Annotated in this window: 9 protein-coding genes, 2 pseudogenes and 1 riboswitch; of the genes and pseudogenes, 7 read left to right on the top strand and 4 right to left on the bottom strand. The window is 75.5% G+C overall.

Annotated features, from left to right (window positions below; genetic code table 11):
• Positions 1-20: 20 nt before the first annotated feature.
• Positions 21-2,210, top strand: a pseudogene (locus ABT023_RS22525) (ATP-dependent DNA helicase); the annotation flags it as partial.
• Between the two features lie 96 nt (positions 2,211-2,306).
• On the opposite strand, the gene ABT023_RS22530 reads toward ABT023_RS22525, so the two are convergent.
• A complete protein-coding gene (locus ABT023_RS22530; protein ID WP_350888360.1) occupies positions 2,307-3,662 on the bottom strand; it encodes an AI-2E family transporter in 1,356 nt (451 codons plus the stop codon).
• 141 nt (positions 3,663-3,803) lie between these two features.
• Between ABT023_RS22530 and ABT023_RS22535 the strand changes: the two genes are divergently transcribed.
• Together ABT023_RS22535 and ABT023_RS22540 are read left to right on the top strand one after the other, a co-directional pair.
• A complete protein-coding gene (locus tag ABT023_RS22535) occupies positions 3,804-4,151 on the top strand; it encodes a GroES family chaperonin (RefSeq protein WP_350888361.1) in 348 nt (115 codons plus the stop codon).
• A gap of 137 nt (positions 4,152-4,288) precedes the next feature.
• The gene (locus tag ABT023_RS22540; RefSeq protein ID WP_350888362.1) at positions 4,289-4,456 is read left to right on the top strand and encodes a hypothetical protein; all 168 of its coding nucleotides are present in this window, start codon (positions 4,289-4,291) and stop codon (positions 4,454-4,456) included.
• Between the two features lie 54 nt (positions 4,457-4,510).
• On the opposite strand, the gene ABT023_RS22545 is transcribed toward ABT023_RS22540, so the two are convergent.
• Positions 4,511-6,004: a PrsW family intramembrane metalloprotease gene (locus ABT023_RS22545; RefSeq protein ID WP_350888363.1), complete on the bottom strand. Its 1,494-nt coding sequence runs from the start codon at positions 6,002-6,004 to the stop codon at positions 4,511-4,513.
• A 24-nt stretch (positions 6,005-6,028) separates the two neighbouring features.
• Positions 6,029-6,148: riboswitch (SAM riboswitch) on the top strand.
• 47 nt (positions 6,149-6,195) lie between these two features.
• Here ABT023_RS22545 and ABT023_RS22550 point away from each other — a divergent pair.
• The gene (locus ABT023_RS22550; protein ID WP_350888364.1) at positions 6,196-7,467 is read left to right on the top strand and encodes an aminotransferase class V-fold PLP-dependent enzyme; all 1,272 of its coding nucleotides are present in this window, start codon (positions 6,196-6,198) and stop codon (positions 7,465-7,467) included.
• Between the two features lie 7 nt (positions 7,468-7,474).
• Here ABT023_RS22550 and ABT023_RS22555 read toward each other — a convergent pair whose 3' ends face one another.
• Positions 7,475-8,734 (bottom strand): FUSC family protein, encoded by a 1,260-nt coding sequence (locus ABT023_RS22555; RefSeq protein WP_350888371.1) that lies wholly within the window; start codon positions 8,732-8,734, stop codon positions 7,475-7,477.
• A gap of 66 nt (positions 8,735-8,800) precedes the next feature.
• Here ABT023_RS22555 and ABT023_RS22560 point away from each other — a divergent pair, with 66 nt between their 5' ends.
• Both ABT023_RS22560 and ABT023_RS22565 read left to right on the top strand, forming a co-directional pair.
• Complete coding sequence (locus ABT023_RS22560) at positions 8,801-9,463, top strand: HD domain-containing protein (protein ID WP_350888365.1); 663 nt, start codon at positions 8,801-8,803, stop codon at positions 9,461-9,463.
• Between the two features lie 129 nt (positions 9,464-9,592).
• Positions 9,593-10,993, top strand: coding sequence for an FAD-binding oxidoreductase (locus tag ABT023_RS22565; RefSeq protein WP_350888366.1), 1,401 nt, complete (start codon positions 9,593-9,595; stop codon positions 10,991-10,993).
• Positions 10,994-11,017: 24 nt separating this feature from the next.
• On the opposite strand, the gene ABT023_RS22570 is transcribed toward ABT023_RS22565, so the two are convergent.
• Positions 11,018-12,886 (bottom strand): glycerol-3-phosphate dehydrogenase/oxidase, encoded by a 1,869-nt coding sequence (locus tag ABT023_RS22570; RefSeq protein WP_350888367.1) that lies wholly within the window; start codon positions 12,884-12,886, stop codon positions 11,018-11,020.
• Positions 12,887-12,961: 75 nt separating this feature from the next.
• Here ABT023_RS22570 and ABT023_RS22575 point away from each other — a divergent pair.
• Positions 12,962-13,343 (top strand): annotated as a pseudogene (locus ABT023_RS22575) (S8 family serine peptidase); the annotation flags it as partial.

Raw genomic sequence — 13,343 nt, forward strand, 5'->3', positions numbered from 1 at the left:
CGGGGCGGGGCGTGCCCGGCGTCGACGGCGGCGGGTACCGTCGCACGGTGACTCCGCCGCGCACCGCTCCCGGTTCCGCCCTCCCCCGCAGCGCATCCCGGCGGCGCGGGAAGCGGGCGAGCGCCGGGGAGCTGCTCGCGGCGGCGGTCGGCGCGGTCCCCGGCGGGGCGGCCCGCCCCGGCCAGCAGGAGATGGCCACCGCGATCGAGGAGTGCGTGACCTCCCGCGAGCACCTGCTGGTGCAGGCCGGCACCGGCACCGGCAAGTCACTGGCCTACCTGACCCCGGCGCTGACCGTGGACGGCCCGGTGGTGGTCTCCACCGCGACCCTGGCGTTGCAGTCCCAGCTCGTCGACCACGACCTGCCCCGGCTCGCCGACGCGGTCGAGCCGGTGCTCGGCCGCCGGCCCACCTTCGCGGTGCTCAAGGGGCGGCACCACTACCTCTGCCTGGCCCGGCTGGACAACTCGACCGAGGACGAGCCGACGGACACCCTCTTCGACGCCGTGGAGCCCCGGACCGGCGGCGGGGGCGGGAAGTGGCTCGGCGAGGCCGGCCGGATGGGCAAGCAGATCCAGCGGCTGCGGGACTGGGCGCTGGAGACCGACACCGGCGACCGGGACGAGCTGGACCCGGGCGTCGACGACCAGGCGTGGCGGCTGGTGTCCATGCCGGCCCGGGAGTGCGTCGGGGCGTCCCGCTGCCCGTTCGGCGCGGAGTGCTTCGCCGAGGCGTCCCGGGCCCGGGCCCGCGAGGCCGACCTCGTGGTCACCAACCACAGCCTGCTCGCCGTCGACATGCTCGCCGGGCGGCACATCGTGCCGCCGCACAAGCTGCTCATCGTGGACGAGGCGCACGAGCTGGCCGACCGGGTCTCCTCCGCCGCCCAGGCCGAGCTGGTGCCGGAGCTGATCGACCGGTCCGCGCGGCGGGTCCGGCCGCTGCTGCGCCCCGAGGTCGCCGAGCGGCTCACCGAGGCCGGCGACGCCCTCGCGGTCGGGCTGGCCGAGGCGCCCGCCGGCCGGCTCACCGCCGGGCTGCCCGGCCCGCTGCGCGAGGCGTGCACGCTGCTCGACGCGGCCACCCGCGCCGCCCTGGACGCGATCGGCGACGTCAAGTCCGACGATCCGGACCCGGTGCGCAAGCAGCAGGCCAAGGCGGTGCTGGACGAGCTGTCCACCACCGCCCAGCGGCTCCTGGAGGAGGCCGAGCACGACGTGGCCTGGGTGGAGAAGCCGGACAACAACAGCCGCCGGGCGCTGGTGGTGGCCCCGCTCTCGGTCGCCGGCACCCTCGCCACCCACCTCTACGACGAGCGCACCGTCGTCGCCACCTCGGCGACCCTGGCGCTGGGCGGCCGGTTCGACACGGTGGCCCGGGCGCTGGGCCTGGACGCGCCGACGCCCTCCCCGCCGTCCCCGGCCGCCGCCGCGCTGGCCGTCGCCACGGCCCGTGGTGACGCCCCGCCCGGTGCCGCCCCGGTCGCCGCCGCGCCGGGCAGCCGCCCCACCACCGGCACCGTCCCGGCCACCGAGGGGCCGGGGTGGCGGTCGCTCGACGTCGGCTCGCCCTTCGACTACGCCCGGCAGGGCATCCTGTACGTCGCCGCGCACCTGCCCCGCCCCAGCGTCTCCGGGCTGCCCGAGGCGGCCGGCGAGGAACTGCTGGCGCTGGTCGGCGCGCTCGGTGGGCGTACCCTCGGGCTCTTCTCCTCCCGGCGGGCCGCGCAGCAGGCGGCGGAGCTGCTGCGGGCGCGGACCGACCTGCCGGTGCTGCTCCAGGGCGAGGAGTCGCTGCCGCTGCTGGTCCGCAGGTTCCGCGAGGAGCGGTCGAGCTGCCTGTTCGGGGTGATGTCGCTGTGGCAGGGCGTGGACGTGCCGGGCGACGCCTGCCAGCTCGTGGTGATCGACCGGCTGCCCTTCCCCCGCCCGGACGAGCCGCTCGCGGCGGCCCGCGCCGCGGCCGTGGACGCGGGCGGCGGCTCCGGCTTCTCCGCGGTGAGCGTGCCGATCGCCGCCGTCCGGCTGGCTCAGGGGGTGGGCCGGCTGATCCGGGCCACCGGGGACCGGGGCGTGGTCGCGGTGCTCGACTCGCGGCTGGAGACGGCGCGCGGCTACGGCCCGTTCCTGCGCCGCTCGCTGCCCCCGTTCTGGTACACCACCCGCCCGGAGGTCGCCCGGGGCGCCCTGGAACGCCTCGGCCGGTCCTGACGCACGCGTCCGGCCGGTCCTGACGCACGTGCCCGACGAGAGCCGGGCCCGCCCCCGCGCGACGGCGGGGACGGGCCCGGTGGCTGCACTGGACGGTCAGGGCGCCTTCGAGGCGACCACCACGGCGTCCGGCGGGGTGTCCGGCACGGTACGCGCGGCGAGCCGGCGGACCGCCGTGTTGAGCACCGCGATCAGCGGCACCGAGACCAGCGCCCCGGTGATGCCGGCGAGCACCACGCCCGCCGCGATGCCGATGATCACCGCGAGCGGGTGGATGGCCACCGCCCGGCCCATGATCAGCGGCTGGAGGATGTGGCCCTCGACCTGCTGCACGCCGATCACCACGCCCAGGATGATCAACGCGGTGACCGGGCCGCTGTCGACCAGCGCGACCAGCACCGCGACGACGCCGGAGAGCGCCGCACCGACGATCGGGATGAACGCCCCGAGGAAGACCAGCGCGGCCAGCGGGAACGCGAACGGGATGTCGAAGGCGACCAGGAAGGCGCCGATGCCGACGGCGTCGATGAACGCGACCAGCACGGTGGCCCGGACGTAGGCGCCCAGGGTCTCCCAGGCCGCCCGGCCGGCGTCGTCGACCTTCCACCGGGCGGCCACCGGCAGCAGCCGGACCAGGAAGCGCCAGATCCGGCTGCCGTCGCGCAGGAAGAAGAACGTGGCGAAGAGCACCAGCACGATGCCGGTCAGCACCTCGGCCAGGGTCGCCGCGGTGGAGACGGCCCCGCTGGTGAACTTCTCGGTGTTGTTGTTGATCCAGTCCTGCGCCTCGTCGATGTACCGGGTGAGCTGACTGTCGGACAGGTGCAGCGGGCCGGTCTTGAGCCAGTCCTGGATCTGCCGGACGCCCTCGGACGACTTCTTGCTCAGCTCCGGCACGCCCTTGATGAACTCGTTCACCACCAGCGTCAGCGTGCCGATGACGCCGGCCAGGCCGCCGACCAGCACGACCGCCGTGGCCAGCGAGCGGGGCAGCCGCGCCCGCAGCAGCCAGCCGACGGCCGGCGCGAGCAGCGCCGAGAGCAGCAGCGCGATGGCCAGCGGGATGATCACGATGCTGATGGTGGCGACGATCTTCAGCAGCGCCCAGAACACCACACCGACGACGATCAGCCGCCACGACCAGGCGGCGGCGATCCGCAGGGCGTGCGGCACGTCGGCGTCGTCCCGGCTGGCGGTGGAGTTGTGCATCGCGGCGGGCGGCTCGGCGCCGACCACCGTCGCCGACGGCGGGGCGGCCGGGCCCGGCGAGGTGGGGGACGCCACCCCGACCTCTCCGGGGGAGTCGCCGCCCGTCGTCACGGTGCGGCCCGGCCCGCCGGCCCGGTCGGTCGGGTCGGCGCGGGCCCGCCGCACCGACTCCCGGCCCGACTCGTACGCGCGGCGGAGCCGTCCGCGTACCCGCTCGAAGCGGCTCAAGCGCACCTCCCGCATCAGAATCAGCCTGCCCGGAGGACAGGGGGGACAGGATACGTCCGTCGCCCCAGCCTAGGGCGGTTCCGCCACACATTGCCCCGGCCCGCGTCCGCGTAACCACCGGCGGGACGGCTCGGCCGGACGCGGTACCGTTCCGGCGTGACCGCCGACCAGAACCTCGACTCCGGCCTGCCGATCCGTCTGCTGCACGACCGCGTGCTGGTGAAGGTGGACGGCAGCGAGGGTGAGCGCCGCTCCACCGCCGGCATCGTGATCCCGGCGACCGCCGCCGTGGGTAAACGACTGGCCTGGGCGACCGCCGTGGGCGTGGGGCCGCACGTCCGCTCGATCGTCTCCGGCGACCGGGTGCTCTTCGACCCCGACGACCGCTCCGAGGTCGAGCTGCACGGCCGGGGGTACGTCCTGCTGCGCGAGCGGGACGTGCACGCCGTCGCCGCCGAACGGATCGAGCCGGAGTCGAACGGCTCCACCGGCCTGTACCTGTAACGCCTCCGCCAGGCCCCTCCGCGTTCCTCCCCCGGGTCCGTCCCGGCCTCCGCCGTCGTCCACCCCGGTCGGCGGCGCGTCGTTTGCGGCTGCCGACTACGGGAAGCCAGGCACGTCCAGCGCCCTGGGGAGGGATCGTGCCGGTATTCGTGAAGAAGGTGCTCCTCTGGGGAAGCGTCGCGTTCCTGATCTACTTCGTGGCGTTCCGGCCGGACAGCGCGGCGCAGATGTGCAAGGCGATCGGGGCGGGCCTGGCGGCGATGGCCGTGGGCATCGGTGACTTCCTCACCGGCCTGATGACCTGACCGGCCGACCCGCCCCGTCGCGCGGCGCCCGCCTGACCGGCCGACCCGCCCCCGTCAGGCGGCGCCCGGCGGCCAGGGGGCGGCCGGGCGGGGGCCGTACCAGCCGGGCGGGCCGTAAGGCCCCGGGTGGGCCGGGGGTGGCGGCGGGGCGAGCACCACCGGGATCGGCACCACGGGCTCGTCCGGGGCGTCGACCGGCCGCTGCGACCCGTCGGGGAACCGCAGGTGGTAGCGGTGGCCGTCCCAGCTCCCGACCGGCACCTGCGGATCCCGGCCGACGAAGAAGGACCGGTACGCGGTGATCGCGTCCAGCAGCTCCCGTTCCTCCCACGCGGTCCGTTCCCGGTCGATTGGTCGGCGGTCCAGCCCTCGGTGCATCCCGTCGCGCAGCAGCGCCAGCCGGGTGGCGGAGAACTGGTACCCACGCATCGCCTTGAGCCCCGCGTCGCCGGCCACCCGCTGGGCCCAGGTCCGGGCGGCGTGCCGCCGGCCCAGGCTGCCCAGTGCCGCCACCTCCGGCGGGGTCAGCCACCCGGCCCGCACGTAGTCGGGCAGGGTGCGCTCGGTCAGCCGCCCCTCCCAGCCGCGCAGCCAGACCGCCAACCCGACCATGCCGAAGAAGATCGGCACCATCACCCCGAGGTAGCCGTACAGGGCGACCATCGTCTGCCCGGTGGCCTGGGCCAGCGACGGCAGCAGGTTCCAGGTGCCGTGCAGCATCATCGCCAGCAGCAGGCCCGCGACCGGGGCGAGGAAGCGCACCCGACGGTCGGCGGTCCGGGCGGCGATGCCGAGACCCACGCCGGTCATCGAGGTGAACAGCGGATGGGCGAAACCGAACAGCAGGATCCGGACGATGAAGATCGCGATGACCTGCCGCGCCCCGGTCGCCGGACCGTACTCGTTGACGCCGGAGGCGTAGCCGTAACCGCCCAGGTAGAGGATGTTCTCCACCATGGCGAAGCCGACCGCCGACAGCCCGCAGTAGACCAGGCCGTCGGTGATGCCGGACCATTCCCGGCGGCGGAAGATCAGCAGCAGGATCGGGCCGAGCGCCTTGGTCAGCTCCTCGATGAACGGGGCGACCAGCACCGCGGTCAACGCGTCGGGCAGCCCCCAGTCGGCGAACCGGGCGGCGAAGAACCCGTTCACGGTCAGCGAGGCGGCCGTGGAGACGAACGCACCCCAGACGAAGCAGAAGATCAGGTACTTCAACGGCTCCGGCTCGTACCGGTCCAGCCACAGGAAGCAGGAGACCAGCACCGGCACCGGCAGGATCGCGGCGACCACGCCGATCAGCAGCGCCTCCGGCCCCAGGTTGACGCCGAGCTTGAAGAGCATGTAGACCGCGCACGCCGCGATCAGCAGCACCACCAGGACCACCACCAGGACCCGCCGCCAGCCCAGCCGGCGCACCGGCATCCGGGGGACGGCCCCACCGGGCTGCGAAGGGAGATCGTGCGGGGTCCACGGCGACGCGGCGCCGCCGGGCGGGGTGTCGGCCATTACATCAGCGTAGTCATCCCCCGCCGGCTGTTCCGGCCGCATCGGTCGACCGTTATCCTGTCGTCAGGTCACGAGCGCCAGCGTCAAGCCCCGGCTTGCTGGCCGGCAACCCTCGTCGAGTTCGCGGTGGGGTGCCCCGGGTGATGACCGGGCCCAGCCCTGTCCGGCGCTGGGCAAGCGCGGACCCCGTCCCGGTGCTGTCACCCGGGGTCCCCGGACCCGGAGGTCGTGCCATGACCGTCACCCTCGTACCCTCGCTCACGCCGCCGCCCGCGCGGACCGTGTCGGCGTCGTCACGGCCGCTCGACGTGCTCGGCGTGCCGGGCCAGATCAACCTGGACTACGCCGCCAGCGCGCCGTGCGCGCGGGCCGCGGCCGACGCGGTGGCCGAGCTGCTCCCCTGGTACGCCAGCGTGCACCGCGGTGCCGGCGCGCTGTCGCGGCGCTGCACGCTGGAGTACGAGCGGGCCCGACAGACGGTCGGCGACTTCCTCGGCGCCCGCGCCGGCGACCACGTGGTGTTCACCCGCAACACCACCGACGCGCTGAACCTGCTGGCCCGGATCCTGCCCGCCGGGACCACGGTGGTGACGTTCGCCGGGGAGCACCACGCCAACCTGCTGCCCTGGCCGCGCGGCTCGGTGCGGCTGCCGGTGCCGGCCGACCCCGCCGAGGCGGTCCGGGCGCTGGACGCGGCGCTGACCGAGTTGCGCCGGGGCACCACCGCCCGCCCGCCGGTGCTGGTGGCGGTGACCGGGGCTAGCAACGTGACCGGGGAGCGCTGGCCGGTGGCCGAGCTGGCCCGGGTGGCCCGCCGGCACGGTGCCCGGATCGCGGTGGACGCCGCCCAGCTCGCCCCACACGCCCCGGTAGACGTGGCCGCGCTGGACGTGGACTACCTGGCCGTCTCCGGGCACAAGCTGTACGCGCCGTTCGGCGCGGGGGTGCTGCTCGGCCGGGGCGACTGGCTGGACGCGGCCCCGCCGTACCTGGCCGGTGGGGGCGCCACGAGTCACGTCGGCGCCGCCACCCACGATGTGCGCTGGGCCACCGGCCCGGCCCGGCACGAGGCCGGCACCCCCAACCTGCTCGGCGCGGTCGCGCTCGCCTCGGTGTGCGCGGCGCTGGCCGGGGCGGACCGGGCCGCGCTGCACGCCCGCGAGCAGACGCTGCTGGCCCGGCTGCGGGCCGGCCTGGCCGCCCTGCCGCACGTGGTGGAGCTGCGCACCTTCGGCCCGGACTCGCCCCGGGTGGGCATCGCCTCGTTCGTGCTGGCCGGCCGGGACTCGGCCGAGGTCGCGGCGGAGCTGGCCATTCGGTACGACATCGGGGTCCGCGACGGGTTGTTCTGCGCCCATCCGCTGGCCCGTCGGCTGCTCACCGAGGCCGCCGGGCGCAGTGGGCACCGGGACCTGCCGCCGACCGCCCTGCGGGCCAGCATCGGCCTGGGCAGCACGCCGGAGCACGTCGAGAGTTTGCTCACCGCCCTCGCCGAGCTGGGCTGAGCGCGCCTCAGCCCAGCGGCGGGGCTGTGGGCGGCTTCGGGGCGGGGACACTCTCGGCCGGGCCGACGTTCGGTTTCTCCTGCTCGCCGAAGGACACCCGGATCAGCCGGTTGGCATCCTCCTGGTCGATGCCGGAGGCGACCAGCAGGTCGCTGGCGGTGGTACGCACCTGCGCGATCACCACGCTGCCGGAGAACCCGACCCCCTGCGCGTACGCCCGGCCGGCCTCACTGACCGCGCGCAGGGACCGTTCCCGGGCCTTCTCCGGTTCCGCCCCGATCGCGAACTCGTGGCGGAGCAGGCGGACCGACTCGGCGAGGTGGGCCACCGCGTCCGGCATCGGCTCCGGCACCGGCTCCCCGTCCTCGATCATCGTCACGGAACGCCGGATCAGAGTCCCGGTGTTGCGCATCGCGCGGTCGATGGGGTCGGCCGCCTCGGCGTAGTGGGTCAGCTCGCTGCGCCGGTGCCAACGGGCCGGGGAGAGGATGCTGGTCTCCTTCGCGCCCTCGATCGCCTCGATGAGGGTGCTCAGCTCCTCCTTGTTCTCGCGGAGCCGTTCCAGGGCCTTCTGGGCGCTGTCCCGGTCCCGCCCGCGCAACGCCTCGGCGGTGGCGTCGAGCTGGCCGGCGAGCAGGTCCAGCGCGGGCCGGGCGGCCCGGTTGATCACCCGCAGCGGGTTCAGCGGCAGCAGGACCGCCGTCACCACCAGCGCGATCCCGCCACCGATCAAAGCATCGATGAAGCGCGGTATCTCCAGGTCCTGGGTGGACGGGCTGAGCGTGACGATCAGCACGGCGGTGGCGGCGGCCTGGATGACGACCGACACGCTCCCGCCGAAGAAGAGGGTCAGCACGATGGACGCCGTCACCACCAGCCCGAGCTGCCAGCCCCCGGTGCCGACGAGGTAGATCAGCAGGTCGCCGAGGAACACCCCGACCGCCACCCCGACGATCAGCTCGACGGTCCGGCGCAGCCGCTGGCCGACCGACGCGGCCAGGGCGCCGACCGCCGAGATCGGCGCGAAGACCGGCTGCGGGTTCCCCAGCAGGTGGTGGGAGATGGCCCAGGCCAGCGCGGCGGCCAGCCCGGCCTGCACGGCCAGGCCCATCGCCATCCGGACCCGGTGCAGCCGATCGTGCAGGGTGGCTCTGCTGCGACGTCGAAGCTCCTCCATCGCCGCCGAGATCCGCGCCGAGTCGATGTCGGCCACGCCGTCGTGCAGGCCGGCGCGTCGCAGCAGCGACGATCGGCGATCCCGGGCCACGGCCATGGCGGGGACTACCCACCGTGCGGGCGGTGAATCCTCGCCCGCTCCGGCAGACTCGGTCGGATGACGGGATCGGACGGCCGCCGGGGAGCGGCGGAACTGATCGGCCGGTGGCGGGCGGCGGCCCGGGGCGCCGGGTCCGGGGACTCACCGGCGCTGACCGACGCCGGGGCGGGCCTGCTGGCCCGCTGGCGGGAACCGCACCGGCACCACCACACCGTCCGGCACCTGACCGCCGTCCTCGATGTCGTCGACGCGCACGCCGAACTGGCCGACGACCCCGACCTGGTCCGGCTCGCCGCCTGGTGCCACGACGCGGTCTACGACCCGCGGGCCGGCGGGGACGGCAACGAACGGGCCAGCGCCGACCTCGCCGACGCGCTGCTGACCGGGGTCGGGGTGCCGACCGTGGCGGTGGCGGAGGTCCGCCGGCTGGTGCTGCTCACCGCCGGGCACGCGGTCGCGGCCGGGGACCGCGACGGCGCGCTGCTCTGCGACGCCGACCTGGCCGTGCTGGCCGGTCCGCCCGACGAGTACGACCGGTACGCCGCCGCCGTCCGCCGGGAGTACGCGCACGTGCCGGAGCCGGCGTTCCGGGCCGGGCGGGCCTCGGTGCTCGACGGCCTGCTGGCCCTGCCCACCCTCTACCGGCTGCCCACCCTGGCCGCCCGCTGGGAACACCCGGCCCGCGCCAACCTCCACCGCGAACTGGCCACCCTCCACTGACCCACCCCCCTCCCCGCCCTCTTGCGGTTACGGCCCGCACATGTGCCGCCCAAGGCGCAGAACGGGGACCGCAAGTGCAAGATCGCGGGGGGATGGTCGGGCGGTGGGGCGGAGGTTAGCCTCTGCTGCATGGTTGCCTCCCCCCTCCTCGCCGACCTGCGCGCCGTGCTCGGCGACGACGCCGTCCTGACCGATCCGGACCTGCTTCGGATGCACGAGCGGGACGAGGCCGACCTGTGCGCCTCCGGGACGCCGCTGGTGGTGGTCCGCCCGCGCGGCACCGACGAGGTGGTCGGCGTGGTCCGGGCGGCGGCCCGGTACGGCGTACCGGTGGTGCCGCAGGGGGCGCGGACCGGGCTGGCCGGCGCGGCGAACGCGATGGACGGCGCGATCGTGCTGAGCACCGTGGCGATGGACCGGATCCTGGAGATCGACCCGGTGAGCCGGATCGCGGTGGTCCAGCCCGGCGTGGTGAACGCGACGCTGGCCGGGGCGGTGCGGCGGGAAGGGCTGTACTACCCGCCGGACCCCGGCTCGTGGGAGTCGTCGACCATCGGCGGCAACGTCTCCACCAACGCGGGCGGCATGTGCTGCGTCAAGTACGGCGTGACCAGCGAGTACGTGCTCGGCCTCGAACTGGTGCTCGCCTCCGGCGAGGTGCTGCGCACCGGCCGGCGCACCGCCAAGGGCGTCGCCGGGTACGACCTGACCCGCCTCTTCGTCGGCTCGGAGGGCACCCTCGGGGTGGTCACCGAGGTGACCGTCGCGCTGCGGCCCGCCCCGGAGGCGTCGCTCACCCTCGTCGCCGTATTCGACTCCACGGCGGAGGCCGGCGTGGCGGTGGCGCAGATCGCCGCGAAGGGGCTCACCCCGAGCCTGCTGGAACTGCTCGACCGGACCCACCTGGCGGCGATCGAGGCGTACCAGCCGATGGGGCTGCGCACCGACGCGCAGGCGCTGCTGCTCGCCGCCGTGGACACCGGGTCGCGGGCCGCCGAGGACCTGGCCCGGATCGCCGAGGTGTGCGAGGCGGCCGGGGCCGACGAGGTGTACGCGGCCACCGACGCGGCGGAGGCGGCGGCGCTGCTCCAGGCCCGCCGGCTGGCCCACCCGGCGATGGAGAAGTTCGCCGCCGACGCGTACCCGGGCGGCAACGGCGGGCTGATCATCGACGATGTGGCCGTCCCCCGGGGCTCGCTCGCCGCGCTGCTCGACGGGGTGGCCCGGATCGCCGAGGAGTGCGACGTGCCGATCGGTGTGGTGGGACACGCCGGCGACGGCAACATGCACCCGAACATCGTGGTCGACCGCGCCGACCCGGCCAGCCTGGACCGGGGCCGGCGAGCCTTCGACGAGATCATGCGGCTCGGCCTGGAGCTGGGCGGAACCTGCACCGGCGAGCACGGGGTGGGGCTGCTCAAGCGGGACTGGCTGGCCCGGGAGATCGGCCCGGTGGGCGTTCGGGTGCACCAGGCGATCAAGGCGGCGCTGGACCCGGAGGGGCTGTTCAACCCCGGCAAGGTGCTCTGACCCCGGCCTGCGGCAGGGGGGCGGTCACCGGGGGAAGGACGGGAGTTCGACGGGATCGCCGTCGGCGCCCCGGTCCGCCGCGAAACCCCGCACGTCCGGCGCGCCGAGCCGGGCCGCGTCGGCGGTCGCGTCGTCCGGCATCAGCTGGGACTGCCGCTCCGCCTCCACCCGCGCCCGGTAGTGCTCGACCTCGCGCGCCCGGGTCGCGGCGTCCCAGCCCAGCACCGCGCCCATCAGCTCCGCGGCGTGCTCGGCGGACTCCAGGCCGCGGTGGGTGGTCTCGAAGGAGATCCGGGTACGCCGGGTCAGCACGTCCTCCAGGTGCAGCGCCCCCTCGGCGCGGGCCGCGTACGTCACCTCGGCCGCGAGGTATTCCGGGGCCCCGGCCAGCGGGGACGCCAGCAGCGGATCGGCGTCGACCAGGGCGAGCAGGTCGAGGGTCAGGGTGCCGTACCGTTCCAGCAGGTGCTCGACCACCCCGACCGGCACCCCGTGCCGGCGGGCCAGGTCGGCCCGGTCCCGCCACATCGAGGCGTACCCGTCGGCACCGAGCAGCGGCAGGTCGCCGGTGCGCGACGGGCGAACCCCGCCGAGCCGGCGGGCCGCGCGGTCCACCACGTCGGAGGCCATCACCCGGTACGTCGTGTACTTGCCCCCGGCGACCAGCAGCAGCCCGAGCATCGGCTCGATGACGGCGTGCTCCCGGGACAGCTTGGAGGTGGAGTCGGCCTCGCCGGACAGCAACGGGCGCAGCCCGGCGTAGACGCCCTCGATGTCGGCGGTGGTGAGCGGCCGGTCCAGCACCGTGTTGACCTGGTCCAGCAGGTACGCGATGTCGCGGGCCGAGGCGGCGGGGTGGGACCGGTCCAGCCGCCAGTCGGTGTCGGTGGTGCCGATGATCCAGTGCCCGCCCCAGGGGATCACGAACAGGACGCTGGTGGCGGTGCGCAGGATCAGCCCCGCCTCGCCGGTGATCGCCGAGCGGGGCACCACGAGGTGCACCCCCTTGGACGCCCGGACCCGGAAGCCGGGGCGCAGCCCGACGTCGTTGAGCATCCGGGACATGTCGTCGCTCCACACGCCGGTGGCGGCGATCACCGTACGGGCGCGCACCTCGAACTCGGCGTCGGGCGAGCCGGGTGGGGCCTCCAGGTCACGGACCCGGACGCCGGTCACCTCGCGGGCCTGCCGGATCAGGCCGACCGCGCGGGTGCTGTTGACCACGGTCGCGCCGAGGCTGGCCGCGGTGCGGGCCAGGGTGACCACCAGCCGGGCGTCGTCGACCTGCCCGTCGTAGTAGCGGATCGCCCCGGCCAGGGCGTCGGCGCGCAGGCTCGGGAAGATCCGCCGCGCCCCCTCCCGGGTGAGGTGCCGGTGCAGCGGCATCCCCCGGCCGCCCCCGAAGAGCCCGGCGAACGCGTCGTACGCGGCCACGCCGAGGCCGTAGTAGGACCGGCGGAAGGTGCGGGCCGGCACGTCCCGTGCGCCCCGGCCGGCGGGCAGCGGGATCAGGATCGGCACCGGCCGGACCAGGTGCGGGGCGAGCCGGGTGGCGAGCAGCCCCCGCTCGGTGAGCGCCTCGTGGACCAGGTGGAACTCCAACTGCTCCAGGTAGCGCAGGCCGCCGTGGATCAGTTTGCTGGACCGGCTGGAGGTGCCGGCCGCGTAGTCGCGCGCCTCCACCAGGGCCACCTTCAGCCCCCGGGACGCCGCGTCCAGCGCCGCCCCGGCACCGGTGACGCCGCCGCCGATGACCAGGACGTCGAACCGCTCGGCGCGCAGCCGGCGCAGGTCGGTGGCGCGGCGCGCCGGGGAGAGCTGACCGGCGACGGTTCGGGAGACGTTGGGGTCACGCACCCGTCCACGGTAGCCGCCCCGGCGGTCCGGCGGCATGTCGTGATCACGCCGTACTGTCTGGGCATGGAGGTCGGTCCCCCACCGTTCGCAGGTCAGCCCTTCCCTCCGGCCGTGCCGGGTCCGCCGCCGTCCCGCCCCGGCCCGTGGCCCGTGGTGGCGGCGGTGCTGGTCGGCTGCTGGGCGGTCGCGGTCACCGTCCCCGCCGAGCTGGCCGGCTGGCTGACCGACCAGGTCCTGCTGGCCAGCGGGCTGGACCGGGCGGTCTGGCTCTGGCCGGTGGTGGCCGGCGTCACCGTCCTGCTGGCCGGCGTGCCGGCGCTGCTGCTCACGCTGCTGCCCCGGTCCGGGGCGGTCCGGGCCACCGGCCGGGCCTGGCTCGCCGGGCTGCTGGCCGCCGGCGCGCTCATCCTGCTGCGCGCCCTGCCGCCGGTGCACCACGAGGCGTACCTCGCCGCGCTGGCCGTGGCGGCCGGCCTGCTCGCCGCCGTGCTCG

The organism is Micromonospora sp. NPDC002296, assembly GCF_040296145.1.
GTDB lineage: Bacteria > Actinomycetota > Actinomycetes > Mycobacteriales > Micromonosporaceae > Micromonospora.